This is a genomic window from Pseudomonas ulcerans, from assembly GCF_036324125.1.
GTDB lineage: Bacteria > Pseudomonadota > Gammaproteobacteria > Pseudomonadales > Pseudomonadaceae > Aquipseudomonas > Aquipseudomonas ulcerans.
Genome location: NZ_JAZDQN010000013.1, coordinates 89580 through 102939, shown reverse-complemented (window position 1 = coordinate 102939; position 13360 = coordinate 89580). Strand labels below are relative to the sequence as shown.

The 13360-nt window shown below is 64.0% G+C and carries 16 protein-coding genes; all 16 read left to right on the top strand.

Annotated elements, in window-relative coordinates; translation table 11 throughout:
• The first annotated feature begins 54 nt into the window (after positions 1-54).
• The gene (iscR, locus tag V0R59_RS14450; protein WP_316919270.1) at positions 55-546 is read left to right on the top strand and encodes a Fe-S cluster assembly transcriptional regulator IscR; all 492 of its coding nucleotides are present in this window, start codon (positions 55-57) and stop codon (positions 544-546) included.
• Positions 547-588: 42 nt separating this feature from the next.
• Positions 589-1803 (top strand): IscS subfamily cysteine desulfurase, encoded by a 1215-nt coding sequence (locus V0R59_RS14445; protein ID WP_330074932.1) that lies wholly within the window; start codon positions 589-591, stop codon positions 1801-1803.
• Positions 1804-1849: 46 nt separating this feature from the next.
• Positions 1850-2236: a Fe-S cluster assembly scaffold IscU gene (gene iscU, locus V0R59_RS14440; protein WP_003248539.1), complete on the top strand. Its 387-nt coding sequence runs from the start codon at positions 1850-1852 to the stop codon at positions 2234-2236.
• A gap of 28 nt (positions 2237-2264) precedes the next feature.
• Positions 2265-2588, top strand: a complete 324-nt coding sequence (gene iscA, locus V0R59_RS14435; protein WP_316919268.1) for an iron-sulfur cluster assembly protein IscA — start codon at positions 2265-2267, stop codon at positions 2586-2588.
• An 8-nt stretch (positions 2589-2596) separates the two neighbouring features.
• Positions 2597-3118: a co-chaperone HscB gene (hscB, locus tag V0R59_RS14430; RefSeq protein ID WP_330074931.1), complete on the top strand. Its 522-nt coding sequence runs from the start codon at positions 2597-2599 to the stop codon at positions 3116-3118.
• Positions 3119-3160: 42 nt separating this feature from the next.
• The gene (hscA, locus tag V0R59_RS14425) at positions 3161-5026 is read left to right on the top strand and encodes a Fe-S protein assembly chaperone HscA (RefSeq protein WP_330074930.1); all 1866 of its coding nucleotides are present in this window, start codon (positions 3161-3163) and stop codon (positions 5024-5026) included.
• The gene (gene fdx, locus V0R59_RS14420; protein ID WP_330074929.1) at positions 5026-5367 is read left to right on the top strand and encodes an ISC system 2Fe-2S type ferredoxin; all 342 of its coding nucleotides are present in this window, start codon (positions 5026-5028) and stop codon (positions 5365-5367) included. Before hscA ends, fdx begins: the two co-directional genes overlap by 1 nt.
• 14 nt (positions 5368-5381) lie before the next feature.
• Positions 5382-5582, top strand: coding sequence for a Fe-S cluster assembly protein IscX (gene iscX, locus V0R59_RS14415; RefSeq protein ID WP_330074928.1), 201 nt, complete (start codon positions 5382-5384; stop codon positions 5580-5582).
• A 91-nt stretch (positions 5583-5673) separates the two neighbouring features.
• On the top strand, positions 5674-6099 hold the full coding sequence (gene ndk / locus V0R59_RS14410; protein WP_009398515.1) for a nucleoside-diphosphate kinase: 426 nt from the start codon (positions 5674-5676) through the stop codon (positions 6097-6099).
• A gap of 28 nt (positions 6100-6127) precedes the next feature.
• Positions 6128-7270 (top strand): 23S rRNA (adenine(2503)-C(2))-methyltransferase RlmN, encoded by a 1143-nt coding sequence (rlmN, locus tag V0R59_RS14405; RefSeq protein ID WP_330074927.1) that lies wholly within the window; start codon positions 6128-6130, stop codon positions 7268-7270.
• A gap of 13 nt (positions 7271-7283) precedes the next feature.
• Positions 7284-8045, top strand: coding sequence for a type IV pilus biogenesis/stability protein PilW (gene pilW / locus V0R59_RS14400; RefSeq protein ID WP_330074926.1), 762 nt, complete (start codon positions 7284-7286; stop codon positions 8043-8045).
• On the top strand, positions 8045-9076 hold the full coding sequence (locus tag V0R59_RS14395) for a RodZ family helix-turn-helix domain-containing protein (RefSeq protein WP_330074925.1): 1032 nt from the start codon (positions 8045-8047) through the stop codon (positions 9074-9076). Before pilW ends, V0R59_RS14395 begins: the two co-directional genes overlap by 1 nt.
• A 3-nt stretch (positions 9077-9079) precedes the next feature.
• Positions 9080-10189: a flavodoxin-dependent (E)-4-hydroxy-3-methylbut-2-enyl-diphosphate synthase gene (gene ispG, locus V0R59_RS14390; protein ID WP_330074924.1), complete on the top strand. Its 1110-nt coding sequence runs from the start codon at positions 9080-9082 to the stop codon at positions 10187-10189.
• Positions 10190-10217: 28 nt separating this feature from the next.
• Positions 10218-11507, top strand: coding sequence for a histidine--tRNA ligase (gene hisS, locus V0R59_RS14385; RefSeq protein ID WP_330074923.1), 1290 nt, complete (start codon positions 10218-10220; stop codon positions 11505-11507).
• A gap of 36 nt (positions 11508-11543) precedes the next feature.
• Complete coding sequence (locus V0R59_RS14380; protein WP_330074922.1) at positions 11544-12185, top strand: tetratricopeptide repeat protein; 642 nt, start codon at positions 11544-11546, stop codon at positions 12183-12185.
• Positions 12178-13329: an outer membrane protein assembly factor BamB gene (gene bamB, locus V0R59_RS14375; protein ID WP_330074921.1), complete on the top strand. Its 1152-nt coding sequence runs from the start codon at positions 12178-12180 to the stop codon at positions 13327-13329. The genes V0R59_RS14380 and bamB overlap by 8 nt, the downstream gene beginning before the upstream one ends.
• The last annotated feature ends 31 nt before the right edge of the window (positions 13330-13360 follow it).

Sequence of the window (13360 nt, the reverse complement as noted above, 5' to 3'; positions counted from 1 at the left end):
CTCGGGAATCGCATACTCGCACACATTCCGTAACCTCCGTGGTATCAAATAGCCATGCGACTGACTACCAAAGGCCGATACGCCGTGACTGCCATGCTCGACCTGGCACTGCACGCGCAAAATGGGCCGGTCTCCCTGGCCGACATCTCCGAGCGCCAAGGCATCTCCCTTTCCTACCTGGAACAGCTGTTCGCCAAGCTGCGCCGCAGCAACCTGGTATCCAGCGTTCGCGGTCCGGGTGGCGGCTACCAGCTGTCGCGGACCATGGAAAGCATCCAGGTCGCCCAGGTCATCGATGCGGTCAATGAATCGGTCGATGCCACCCGTTGCCAGGGCCTGGGTGATTGCCATGCCGGCGATACCTGCCTGACCCACCACCTGTGGTGCGACCTCAGCGCCCGGATCCACGAATTCCTCAGCGGAATCAGCCTGGCCGACCTCGTGACCCGCCGTGAGGTCCAGGAAGTCGCCCAGCGCCAGGACCTGCGCCGCATCGCCGGCCGAGCCCCGCATCTGGACAAGATTGAAACGTCCGCCGTCGAATAACCGTACCGACGAGCGACGCGCCTGCCTGATAGGAGATATTCAATGAAGTTGCCGATCTACCTCGATTATTCCGCGACCACTCCGGTCGACCCACGCGTCGCCCAGAAGATGAGCGAATGCCTGCTGGTCGACGGGAACTTCGGTAACCCGGCGTCGCGCTCCCACGTCTTCGGCTGGAAAGCCGAGGAAGCGGTCGAGAACGCCCGCCGCCAGGTCGCCGACCTGGTCAACGCCGATCCACGCGAAATCGTCTGGACCAGCGGCGCCACCGAATCCGACAACCTGGCGCTGAAGGGCGTTGCGCACTTCTACGGCTCCAAGGGCAAGCACATCATCACCTCCAAGATCGAGCACAAGGCGGTCCTGGACAGCACCCGCCAGCTGGAGCGCGAAGGTTTCGAGGTCACCTACCTGGAGCCGGGCGAAGACGGCCTGATCACTCCGGCGCTGGTTGAATCCGCACTGCGTGAAGACACCATCCTGGTCTCGGTCATGCACGTGAACAACGAGATCGGCACCATCAACGACATCGCTGCCATCGGCGAACTGACCCGCTCCCGCGGCGTGCTGTTCCATGTCGACGCCGCGCAGTCCACCGGCAAGGTCGAGATCGACCTGCAGAAGCTGAAAGTCGACCTGATGTCCTTCTCCGCCCACAAGACCTACGGTCCGAAAGGCATCGGCGCGCTGTACGTCAGCCGCAAGCCTCGCGTGCGCCTGGAAGCGGCCATGCACGGTGGCGGTCACGAGCGCGGCATGCGTTCCGGCACCCTGGCCACCCACCAGATCGTCGGCATGGGCGAAGCCTTCGCCGTGGCGAAAGAACTGATGGCCAGCGAGAACGTGCGCATCAAGGCGCTGAGCGACCGCTTCTTCAAGCAGGTCCAGGGCCTGGAAGAGCTGTACGTCAACGGCAGCCTGACCGCGCGTATCCCGCACAACCTGAACCTGAGCTTCAACTACGTCGAAGGCGAGTCGCTGATCATGGCGCTCAAGGACCTGGCCGTTTCGTCCGGTTCCGCCTGTACTTCGGCATCCCTCGAGCCGTCCTACGTCCTGCGTGCCCTGGGCCGCAACGACGAGCTGGCGCATAGCTCGATCCGCTTCACCTTCGGCCGTTTCACCACCGAAGAAGAAATCGACTACGCCGCGCAGAAGGTTTGCGAGGCCGTTACCAAGCTGCGTGAACTCTCGCCGCTGTGGGACATGTACAAAGACGGCGTCGACATCTCCAAGATCGAGTGGGCTGCGCACTAAGTAGTCGCCGGCAAGAGCGGCTCCCTGATGAGGAAGGAATTGCACCATGGCATACAGTGAAAAGGTCATCGACCACTACGAAAACCCACGCAACGTCGGCAAGATGAATGCCGAGGACCCGGATGTCGGTACCGGCATGGTCGGCGCTCCAGCGTGCGGCGACGTGATGCGTCTGCAGATCAAGGTCAACGAGCAGGGCGTCATCGAAGACGCCAAGTTCAAGACCTACGGCTGCGGTTCGGCCATCGCCTCCAGCTCCCTCGCCACCGAGTGGATGAAGGGCAAGACCCTGGACGAAGCCGAAACCATCAAGAACACCCAGCTGGCCGAAGAACTGGCCCTGCCGCCGGTGAAGATCCACTGCTCGGTACTCGCCGAAGACGCCATCAAGGCGGCCGTTCGCGATTACAAGCAGAAGAAAGGTTTGATCTAACCCGCCTGTCGCAGGTCAAGGAGTCCCGATGGCTATCAGCATGACAGAAGCCGCCGCCAACCATGTGCGGCGCTCCCTCGAAGGACGCGGCAAAGGTGACGGCATTCGCCTGGGCGTCCGTACTACCGGCTGCTCCGGTCTGGCCTACGTGCTGGAATTCGTCGACGAGCCGAACGACGAAGACCAGGTCTTCGAGAGCCATGGCATGAAGGTCATCATCGACCCGAAAAGCCTGGTCTACCTCGACGGCACCGAACTGGACTTCGTCAAGGAAGGGTTGAACGAGGGCTTCAAGTTCAACAACCCCAACGTGCGCGGTGAGTGTGGCTGCGGCGAAAGCTTCAACGTCTGAGGCTGCGCGTGGGTACTCCTTGTCATTTCGCCCTGTTTGACCTGCAGCCGGACTTCCGTCTGGACCTGGACCAGCTGGCCGCTCGCTACCGCGAACTGGCCCGCGCCGTGCACCCGGACCGCTTCGCCGACGCCAGCGAGCGCGAGCAGCGCCTGGCGCTGGAGCGTTCCGCCGGTCTCAACGAGGCCTACCAGACCCTCAAGAGCGCGCCCCGTCGGGCGCGTTACCTGTTGGCGATCAGCGGCCACGAAGTGCCGCAGGAAGTCACCGTCCACGATCCCGAGTTTCTCTTCCAGCAGATGCAATGGCGCGAAGAGCTTGAAGACCTGCAGGACAGTGCCGACCTCGATGGCGTGGCCGCCTTCAAGCGCCGCCTGAAAGTCGCCCAGGAAGCCCTCAACGAGGAGTTCGCCGCCTGCTGGAACGATGCCGCGCAGCGTGAACAGGCCGAGCGCCTGATGCGCCGCATGCAGTTCCTCGACAAGCTCGCCTACGAAGTGCGCCAGCTGGAAGAGCGCCTCGACGATTAACCCGGTGCTGCCGCTGGCAGCACCTTTGGTATTCAGATAAGCATGGCCCTACTGCAGATCGCCGAACCCGGTCAGAGCCCGCAACCCCACCAGCGCCGTCTGGCCGTGGGTATTGACCTTGGCACCACCAATTCGCTGGTCGCTGCCCTGCGCAGTGGTCTTTCCGCTCCGTTGCCCGACGCCGAGGGCCGGGTCATCCTGCCGTCCGCGGTGCGCTACCACGCCGACCACATGGATGTCGGCCATGCCGCCCGCGAGGCCGCATCGGCCGATCCGCTGAACACCATCCTCTCGGTCAAGCGCCTGATGGGTCGCGGCCTGGCAGACGTCAAGCAACTGGGCGAGCAACTGCCGTACCGTTTCGTCGGCGGCGAGTCGCACATGCCGTTCATCGATACCGTGCAGGGCCCGAAAAGCCCGGTGGAAGTCTCGGCGGACATCCTCAAGGTGCTGCGCCAGCGTGCCGAGGACAGCCTCGGTGGCGAGCTGGTGGGTGCGGTGATCACCGTCCCGGCCTACTTCGACGATGCCCAGCGCCAGGCCACCAAGGACGCTGCGCGTCTCGCCGGCCTGAATGTCCTGCGCCTGCTCAACGAGCCGACTGCGGCAGCCGTGGCCTACGGCCTGGACCAGAATGCCGAAGGCGTGGTGGCCATCTATGACCTGGGTGGCGGCACCTTCGATATTTCCATACTGCGCCTGACCGGCGGCGTCTTCGAAGTACTGGCCACCGGCGGCGATACCGCCCTGGGCGGCGACGATTTCGACCACGCAATCGCCGGCTGGATCATCCAGTCCGCCGGGTTGTCGTCCGACCTCGATCCGAGCGCCCAGCGCCGCCTGCTGGAAACCGCTTGCGCGGCCAAGGAAGCGCTGACCGACGCCGAGTCCGTCAGCGTGAGCTACGGCGAATGGCAGGCCGAGCTGACCCGCGCCGCCTTCGACGCCCTGATCGAGCCGATGATTGCCCGCAGCCTCAAGGCATGCCGTCGCGCCGTGCGTGACAGCGGCGTCGAGCTGGAAGAAGTTAGTGCCGTGGTCATGGTTGGTGGTTCGACCCGCGTGCCTCGGGTGCGCAGCGCCGTGGGCGAGCTGTTCGGCCGCCAGCCGCTGACCGATATCGACCCGGACCAGGTGGTTGCCATCGGTGCCGCGATCCAGGCCGATACCCTGGCCGGCAATCGCCGTGAAGGCGGCGAACTGCTGCTGCTCGACGTGATTCCGCTGTCCCTGGGCCTGGAAACCATGGGCGGGCTGATGGAGAAGGTGATTCCGCGCAACACCACCATCCCGGTTGCCCGTGCCCAGGAGTTCACCACCTATAAAGACGGCCAGAGCGCGATGATGATCCACGTGCTCCAGGGCGAGCGCGAGCTGATCAGCGACTGCCGTTCCCTGGCGCGCTTCGAGCTGCGCGGCATCCCGGCCATGGTCGCTGGCGCGGCGAAGATCCGCGTGACCTTCCAGGTCGACGCCGACGGCCTGCTCAGCGTCTCGGCGCGGGAGCTGGGTTCGGGCGTGGAGGCGAGCATCCAGGTCAAGCCGTCCTACGGCCTGACCGACGGCGAGATCGCCCGCATGCTCAAGGACTCCTTCGAACATGCCGGCAACGACAAGGCCGCGCGCCAGTTGCGCGAGCACCAGGTCGACGCCGAGCGCCTGCTCGAAGCGGTGCAGGGCGCCCTGGACGCCGATGGCGAGCGCCTGCTGGACGCCGACGAGCGCCTGGCGATCGAATACCAGATGCAAGAATTGCGTGATTTGATGACCGGCACCGATGGCGCGGCCATCGAGCAGCAGACCAAGCGTCTGTCGCAGGTGACCGATGCCTTTGCCGCCCGGCGCCTTGATTCGACGGTAAAAGCCGCACTGGCCGGGCGCAACCTGAATGAGATCGAGGATAACTGATGCCGCAGGTAACATTTCTGCCCCATGAGAAGTTCTGTCCGGACGGCCTGACCGTCGAGGCAGCACCGGGGACTTCCATTCTCGAACTGGCTCATGACCATCACATCGAGATCGAAAGCGCCTGTGGCGGCGTGTGCGCCTGCACCACCTGCCATTGCATCGTGCGCAAGGGCTTCGATTCGGTCGAGGAAGCGGACGAGCTCGAAGAAGACATGCTGGACAAGGCCTGGGGCCTGGAAGCGCAGTCGCGCCTGGCGTGCCAGGTGAAGGTCGGTGAAGAAGACCTGGCCATCGAGATTCCGAAGTACTCGCTCAACCACGCCGCCGAAGCGCCGCACTGATTCCTGGAGCCGACATGAGCCTGAAATGGGTTGATGTACTTGAAATTGCTATCCAGCTTGCCGAAAGCAAGCCGGAAGTCGATCCTCGCTACGTGAACTTCGTCGATCTGCATCGCTGGGTGCTGGCATTGCCAGAGTTCAGCGACGATCCGGCCCGCGGTGGCGAGAAGGTCCTGGAAGCCATCCAGGCCGCCTGGATCGAAGAAGCCGACTGAGCGCACTCGGCAGGTTAGGCAATCCCCCGGAACCCGCGTATAATTCGCGGGTTTAATTTTTCGCATCACTTACTGTTTCTGGAGTTACACCATGGCTGTTCAACGCACTTTCTCCATCATCAAGCCTGACGCCGTTGCCAAGAACGTGATCGGCAAGATCACCACCCGCTTCGAAGACGCCGGCCTGAAAATCGTCGCCTCGAAAATCAAGCAACTGTCCAAGGCCGAAGCCGAAGGCTTCTACGCTGAGCACAAAGAGCGCGGCTTCTTCGGCGACCTGGTTGCCTTCATGACTTCCGGTCCGGTTGTCGTCCAGGTTCTGGAAGGCGAGAACGCCATCGCTCGCAACCGTGAGCTGATGGGCGCTACCAACCCTAAAGAAGCTGCTCCAGGCACCATCCGTGCCGACTTCGCCGAGTCCATCGACGCCAACGCCGTCCACGGTTCGGACTCCGAAGCCGCTGCCGCTCGCGAAATCGCCTACTTCTTCGCAGCTACCGAGGTAACCACTCGCTAAGCCACGGCTGACGAGTGAGGGTGAATCCATGACGACATCTACCGACAAAATCAACCTGTTGGGGCTGACCCAACCGGAAATGGAAAAGTTCTTCGACTCGATAGGGGAGAAGCGCTTCCGTGCCGGCCAGGTAATGAAATGGATTCACCATTTTGGCGTCGATGATTTCGACGCCATGACCAACGTCGGCAAGGCCCTGCGCGAAAAGCTCAAGGCGCGCGCCGAGATTCGCGGACCGGAAGTGGTCAGCGAGGACATCTCGTCCGACGGTACCCGCAAGTGGGTCGTGCGCGTTGCCTCCGGCAGCTGCGTCGAGACCGTGTACATCCCCCAGGGCAAGCGCGGTACGTTGTGCGTATCGTCCCAGGCCGGTTGCGCCCTGGATTGCAGTTTCTGCTCCACCGGCAAGCAAGGATTCAACAGCAACCTCACCGCCGCCGAAGTGATCGGCCAGGTGTGGATTGCCAACAAGTCGTTCGGCTCCGTGCCGGCCACCATCGACCGCGCCATCACCAACGTGGTGATGATGGGGATGGGCGAGCCGCTGCTGAACTTCGACAACGTGGTTGCCGCCATGCACCTGATGATGGACGACCTCGGCTACGGCATCTCCAAGCGCCGGGTGACCCTGTCCACCTCCGGCGTGGTGCCGATGATCGATGAGCTGGCCAAGCACATCGACGTGTCCCTGGCCCTGTCGCTGCATGCGCCGAACGACGCGCTGCGCAACGAACTGGTGCCGATCAACAAGAAGTACCCGCTCAAGGTGGTCCTCGATTCGTGCATGCGCTACATGTCCGAACTGGGCGAGAAGCGTGTGCTGACCATCGAGTACACCCTGCTCAAGGACGTCAACGACAAGCTCGAACACGCCGTGGAAATGGCCGAGCTGCTCAAGAACGTACCGTGCAAGATCAACCTGATCCCGTTCAACCCGTTCCCGCATTCCGGCTACGAGCGGCCGAGCAACAATGCCATCCGCCGTTTCCAGGACCACCTGCACCATGCCGGTTTCAACGTGACCGTGCGCACCACCCGTGGCGAGGACATCGACGCCGCCTGTGGCCAGCTGGTCGGCCAGGTGATGGACCGTACCCGTCGCAGTGAGCGCTACATCGCCGTGCGGCAACTGAACGCCGACGCCGATTCCAGCGGCGTGGCGGGCAACTGAGACGAGAATCGCCATGACCCTGCGCGCTGCGCTGCCGCTTGTTCTGCTGACGACGCTGCTGTGTGGCTGCGTCAGCTCCGGCGGTTCCGCTTCGCAGGTCGGCGGCAAGGCGCGTGACGAAGCCCGCCAGGCCTATGTGCAACTGGGCCTGGGCTATCTGCAGCAAGGGCAGGTCGAACGGGCCAAGATTCCCCTGAAGAAAGCCCTCGAACTCGGCGCCAGCGACGCCCAGGCCAATGCGGCACTGGCCATGGTGTTCCAGCGCGAGGGTGAGACGGAACTGGCCGACGCGCATTTTCGCAAGGCGCTCTCGGCCCAGCCCCACGACGCGCGGATCCGCAACAACTACGGCAGTTTTCTCTTCGCCAACGGGCAATATGCCCAGGCGCAGCAGATGTTTCGCCAAGCGTCCGCCGATACCCTGTATCCTGAGCGGTCCCGAGTGTTCGAGAACCTCGGGCTGACCGCCCTGAAGCTGGGGCAGCGCGACCAGGCGCGGGAATACCTGGAAAAGGCTTTGCGTCTCAACCAGCAACAGCCCAAGGCCCTGCTGGAAATGGCTGAGATGTCTTACGAAGACAGGCATTATGTGCCGGCTCGCGATTTCTACGACCGGCACGGCCGTCTGAGTGAACCGAGCGCCCGCAGCCTGTTGCTTGGCAGTCGCCTGGCAACGGTCTTCGAAGAAAGGACCAAGGCCCTTGAGCTGGGCCTGCAATTACAACGACTTTATCCCGGTACGCCGGAATATCAGCAATACCTGTCGGAGCAATGATGAAAGCGGCGCATCCCGAAGTAGCAGCAGCGACTCGTGAGAATCCCGGTGAAACCCTGCGTCAGGCCCGCGAGAGCCGCGGCTGGGAGCAGGGCGAAGTGGCCCGCAAGCTCAATCTGACCGTGAGTTCCCTCAAGAACCTTGAAGACGGCGCCTTCGACAAGCTGCCGGGGCATACCTTCGCCCGTGGCTATATCCGCGCCTATGCCAAGTTGCTGGACATGGACCAGGCCGCCCTGGTGCAGTCCTTCGACGGCTACACCGGCACCCATGCCCAGGGCAGCGACGTGCATGCCCTTGGCCGTATCGAGGAGCCGGTGCGGCTTTCCCACAATATCCTGCGCATCGTCAGCCTGTTGCTGCTGGTGGTAGTGGTTGGTGGCGGCTTCGTCTGGTGGAAGGACCAGAGCGGCAGTGCCGGCAAGGAACTGTTCAACCTCGCGCCGGAACACATCGAAGTGGAAAGCGCCGACGGCACCACCCAGATCCATCCGCTGGACGAGCCGGAAGACCAGGCCGTCAGCGCAGGCCAGCAGCCTGAAACCGAGGCCCCGGCCAGCGAGCCGCTGCCCCTGGCCGAAACCGCACCACAAGCCCCGGCCGCGCCGGTGACCAGCGCGCCAGCGGTCACTGCCGCCCCGGCCACGCCAAGCGTCGCCACCGCCCCGGCTGCCCAGGCTGCTGCCACTCCAGCACCTGCTGCGCCGGTCGCGCCCGTTGCGCCGGTGACCGCTCCGGTGGCCGCCGTCGCTGCCCCGGCGCCTGCTGCCCCTGCCGTCGCTCCGGCGGGCAGTGGCCAGTTGAACGTGCAGTTCACCGCCGATTGCTGGACTTCGGTCACCGACGGCAACGGCAAGGTCCTGTACAGCGGCATCAAGCGCAAGGGTGAATCCCTCGAACTGGCCGGCAAGCCGCCGTTCGCCGTGCGCCTGGGTGTTGCCCGCGGTGCGCAGGTCAGCTGGAACGGCCAGCCTGTGGATATCGCTCCGTTCACCAGTGGCGAGACCGCTCGCCTGAAGTTGGGACAATAAGTCATGCACGGCGAATCTCCGATCAAACGTCGCGAATCCCGGAAAATCTGGGTCGGTAACGTGCCTGTCGGCGGCGATGCACCCATCGCCGTCCAGAGCATGACCAACACCGATACCAACGACGTTGCCGCCACCGTGGCGCAGATCAACCGTCTTGTCGATGCCGGCGTCGACATCGTCCGCGTCTCGGTACCGGACATGGATGCCGCCGAAGCCTTCGGCCGCATCAAGCAGCAGGTCAGCGTGCCGCTGGTCGCCGACATCCACTTCGACTACAGGATCGCCCTGCGCGTCGCCGAGCTGGGCGTGGACTGCCTGCGCATCAACCCGGGCAATATCGGCCGTGAAGACCGTGTCCGCGCCGTGGTCGATGCCGCCCGCGACCGCGGTATCCCGATCCGCATCGGCGTCAACGCCGGTTCGCTGGAGAAGGACCTGCAGAAGAAGTACGGCGAACCGACCCCGGCAGCGCTGGTGGAGTCGGCGCTGCGCCATGTCGAGCACCTCGATCGTCTGGACTTCCAGGACTTCAAGGTCAGCGTCAAGGCTTCGGACGTGTTCATGGCCGTCGAAGCCTATCGCCTGCTTGCCAAGCAGATCGTCCAGCCGTTGCACCTGGGCATCACCGAAGCCGGCGGCCTGCGCTCGGGCACGGTGAAATCGGCGGTCGGCCTCGGTATGCTGCTCGCCGACGGGATTGGCGATACTATCCGCATCTCCCTGGCGGCCGATCCGGTTGAGGAAGTGAAGGTCGGCTACGACATCCTCAAGTCGCTGCACCTGCGTTCCCGCGGCATCAACTTCATCGCCTGCCCGAGCTGCTCGCGGCAGAATTTCGATGTGGTCAAGACCATGAACGAGCTCGAAGGCCGTCTGGAAGACCTGCTGGTGCCGATGGACGTAGCGGTGATCGGTTGCGTGGTCAACGGTCCCGGTGAAGCCAAGGAAGCCCATGTCGGGCTGACCGGCGGCACGCCGAACCTGATCTACATCGACGGCAAGCCGGCGCAGAAGCTGACCAATGACAACCTGGTGGATGACCTGGAAAAGCTCATCCGCCAGAAAGCGGCCGAGAAGGCCGAGGCCGACGCGGCAGTGATTGCCCGCGGTTGACCGCTACAGATTTCGTTAAGGATTTTTCGTGAGCAAATCGCTGCAAGCCATCCGTGGCATGAACGACATCCTGCCCGAGCAGACGCCCCTGTGGCGCTATTTCGAAAGCACCGTGGCAGGTCTGCTGGATACCTATGGCTATCGCCAGATCCGCACGCCGATCGTCGAGTTCACCGAGCTGTTCAAGCGCTCCATCGGTGAGGTCACCGATATCGTCGAGAAGGAGATGTACACCTTCACCGACCGCAACGGCGACTCCCTGACCCTGCGTCCTGAAGGTACCGCGGCCTGCGTGCGTGCGGTGCTGGAGCACGGCATCACCGGCAACGAGCAGGTGCAGAAACTCTGGTACATCGGCCAGATGTTCCGCCACGAGCGTCCGCAGAAAGGCCGTTATCGCCAGTTCCACCAGATCGGCGTCGAGGTGTTCAACCTCGCCGGTCCCGACATCGACGCCGAGCTGATCGCCCTGACCTGGCGCCTGTGGGGCCAACTGGGCCTGCGCGACGCTGTGACCCTGGAGCTGAACAGCCTCGGCACCAGCGAAGCCCGCGCCCGTTATCGCGAAGCGCTGGTGGAGTTCCTCTCCGCCCGTCTCGACCAACTGGACGAAGACAGCCTGCGCCGCCTCAAGACCAACCCGCTGCGCATCCTCGACAGCAAGGACGCGAAGACCCAGGCTGCCCTGGTCGGCGCGCCGAAGCTGGAAGAGTACCTGGACGAAGAATCCCGCGTGCACTTCGAAGGCCTCAAGTCGCGCCTGGATGCCGCTGGCATCCCGTACGTGATCAACACCAAGCTGGTGCGTGGCCTCGACTACTACAGCAAGACCGTGTTCGAGTGGGTCACCGACAAGCTCGGTGCCCAGGGCACCGTCTGCGCCGGCGGCCGCTACGACGGCCTGGTCGAGCAGATGGGGGGCAAGCCGACCACTGGCGTCGGTTTCGCCATGGGTATCGAGCGGCTGATCCTGCTCCTGGAAACCCTGGAGCTGGTGCCGGAGTCGATCTCCCGCCAGGTCGACGTCTACCTCTGCGCCTTCGGCGAGCAAGCCGAGCTGGCGGGCCTGCAGCTCAGCGAAAGACTGCGCGACCGCCTGCCGAACCTGCGCCTGCAGGTCAACGCCGGTGGCGGCAGCTTCAAGAGCCAGTTCAAGAAAGCCGACAAGAGCGCGGCGCTGTTCGCCCTGATCCTCGGGGACGACGAACTGGCCCAACAAGTGGTAGGTTTCAAACCCCTGCGTGGTCAGGGTGAACAACAGAACATTGCCTGGGATGCTCTGGCCGAGCACCTGGAAGCTTCCCTCGCGCAGGCGTGAAGCGCCCACAGCCGAATTGTCGAAAGGAGTATTGGGGTGTCGAGTACCGATGATGAAACACTGGCCACGGTTAAGGACTGGTGGGAGCGCAACGGCAAGCCACTGGTAACCGGCGGCCTGCTGGCCCTGGTGATCGTGTTCGGCTGGCAGGCCTGGCACAAGTACCAGACCAACCAGTCGCAAGGCGCTTCGAACCTGTATCAGGCCCTGCTGGAAACCTCGCTGACGCCGACCGGCACGCCGGACGCCGCGAAGGTCGCCGAGCTGTCGGGCAAGCTGAAGAGCGAATTCGGCGGTACCGCCTACGCCCAGTACGGCAGCCTGTTCGTGGCCAAGGTCGCGGTGGACAGCGGCAAGCTGGACGATGCCGCCGCCGAGCTGAAGAGCGTCTACGACAAGCCGGCCAACGCCACCCTGGGCGAAGTCGCCCGTCAGCGCCTGGCCCGCGTGCTGGCTGCGCAGAACAAGGCCGACGAGGCCCTGAAGCTGCTCGACGGCGATACCGACAAGGCCTTCGTCGCCACCCGCGAGGAGCTCAAGGGCGACCTGCTCGTGCAGCTGGGCCGCGCCGATGATGCACATGCCGCATATCAGAAGGCCAAGGCCGCGCTGTCCGACGACGACGCGGTAGGTGGCCTGCAACTCAAGCTCGACGACCTGGCCAAAGGGGATGCGTGACGTGATCGGTTGGAAACATGCAGCAGTGCTGACCCTGGCCATCCTGGCCGCGGGTTGCAGCAGCAACAGCAAGAAGGAACTGCCACCGGCCGAGCTGACCAAGTTCACCGAGGAAGTGGTCCTGCAGAAGCAGTGGAGCCGTTCGATCGGTGACGGTCAGGGCGATACCTGGAACATGCTGGTGCCGGCCATCGAGAACGACCGCATCTACGCCTCCGACGTGACCGGCGTGGTGATGTCGCTGGATCGCATGAACGGCGACGTGGTCTGGAAGAAGGACCTGGAAAAGCCGATCTCCGGCGCCGTTGGCGTGGGTTATGGCATGGTCCTGCTGGGCACCATCAAGGGTGAGGTCATCGCCCTCGATTCCAGCACCGGCGAACAGAAATGGACCGCCCGGGTCACCAGCGAAGTGCTGGCCCCGCCAGCGACCAACGGTGACATCGTCGTGGTGCAGACCCAGGACGATCGCCTGATCGGCCTCGATGCCGCCACCGGCGACCGCCGCTGGATCTACGACAGCACCCCTGCCGTACTGACCCTGCGCGGTACCGGCGCGCCTATCGTGACCAACCGCCTGGCGGTTGCCGGCCTGTCCAGCGGCAAGGTCATCGCCCTGGATACCAGCAACGGCGTACCGGTGTGGGAGCAGCGCGTAGCGGTTCCGCAAGGTCGTTCGGAACTGGAGCGCGTGGTGGACATCGACGGCGGCCTGCTGCTGTCCGGTGGCACCCTGTACGTCGCCACCTACCAGGGCCGCGTCGCCGGCCTGGACCTGGAAAGCGGCCGTGTGCTGTGGCAGCGCGATGCCTCCAGCTACACCGGCGTCGCCCAGGGCTTCGGCAACGTCTACGTCAGCGAGGCCTCGGGCACCGTCGAAGGGATCGACGAGCGTTCGTCCTCGGCGCTGTGGAGCAACGACCAACTGGCCCGCCGCCAACTGTCGGCGCCAGAAGTGTTCTCCAGCTTCGTGGCAGTCGGCGACCTGGAAGGTTACCTGCACCTGCTGAGCCAGGTGGACGGCCGCTTCGTCGGCCGCGAGCGCATCGACAGCGACGGCCTGCGCGCCCGTCCGCTGGTCGATGGCAACATGATTTACGTGTATGGCAACAGCGGCACCCTGGAGGCGCTGACCATCAAGTAAGTCTATGCTTGGGGCCTTCGGGCCCCGGGCC

Coding starts and splice junctions, on each gene's coding strand:
- iscR (WP_316919270.1), top strand. CDS start 55: ATGCGACTGACTACCAAAGGCCGATACGCCGTGACTGCCATGCTCGAC.
- V0R59_RS14445 (WP_330074932.1), top strand. CDS start 589: ATGAAGTTGCCGATCTACCTCGATTATTCCGCGACCACTCCGGTCGAC.
- iscU (WP_003248539.1), top strand. CDS start 1,850: ATGGCATACAGTGAAAAGGTCATCGACCACTACGAAAACCCACGCAAC.
- iscA (WP_316919268.1), top strand. CDS start 2,265: ATGGCTATCAGCATGACAGAAGCCGCCGCCAACCATGTGCGGCGCTCC.
- hscA (WP_330074930.1), top strand. CDS start 3,161: ATGGCCCTACTGCAGATCGCCGAACCCGGTCAGAGCCCGCAACCCCAC.
- fdx (WP_330074929.1), top strand. CDS start 5,026: ATGCCGCAGGTAACATTTCTGCCCCATGAGAAGTTCTGTCCGGACGGC.
- iscX (WP_330074928.1), top strand. CDS start 5,382: ATGAGCCTGAAATGGGTTGATGTACTTGAAATTGCTATCCAGCTTGCC.
- ndk (WP_009398515.1), top strand. CDS start 5,674: ATGGCTGTTCAACGCACTTTCTCCATCATCAAGCCTGACGCCGTTGCC.
- rlmN (WP_330074927.1), top strand. CDS start 6,128: ATGACGACATCTACCGACAAAATCAACCTGTTGGGGCTGACCCAACCG.
- pilW (WP_330074926.1), top strand. CDS start 7,284: ATGACCCTGCGCGCTGCGCTGCCGCTTGTTCTGCTGACGACGCTGCTG.
- V0R59_RS14395 (WP_330074925.1), top strand. CDS start 8,045: ATGAAAGCGGCGCATCCCGAAGTAGCAGCAGCGACTCGTGAGAATCCC.
- ispG (WP_330074924.1), top strand. CDS start 9,080: ATGCACGGCGAATCTCCGATCAAACGTCGCGAATCCCGGAAAATCTGG.
- bamB (WP_330074921.1), top strand. CDS start 12,178: ATGCGTGACGTGATCGGTTGGAAACATGCAGCAGTGCTGACCCTGGCC.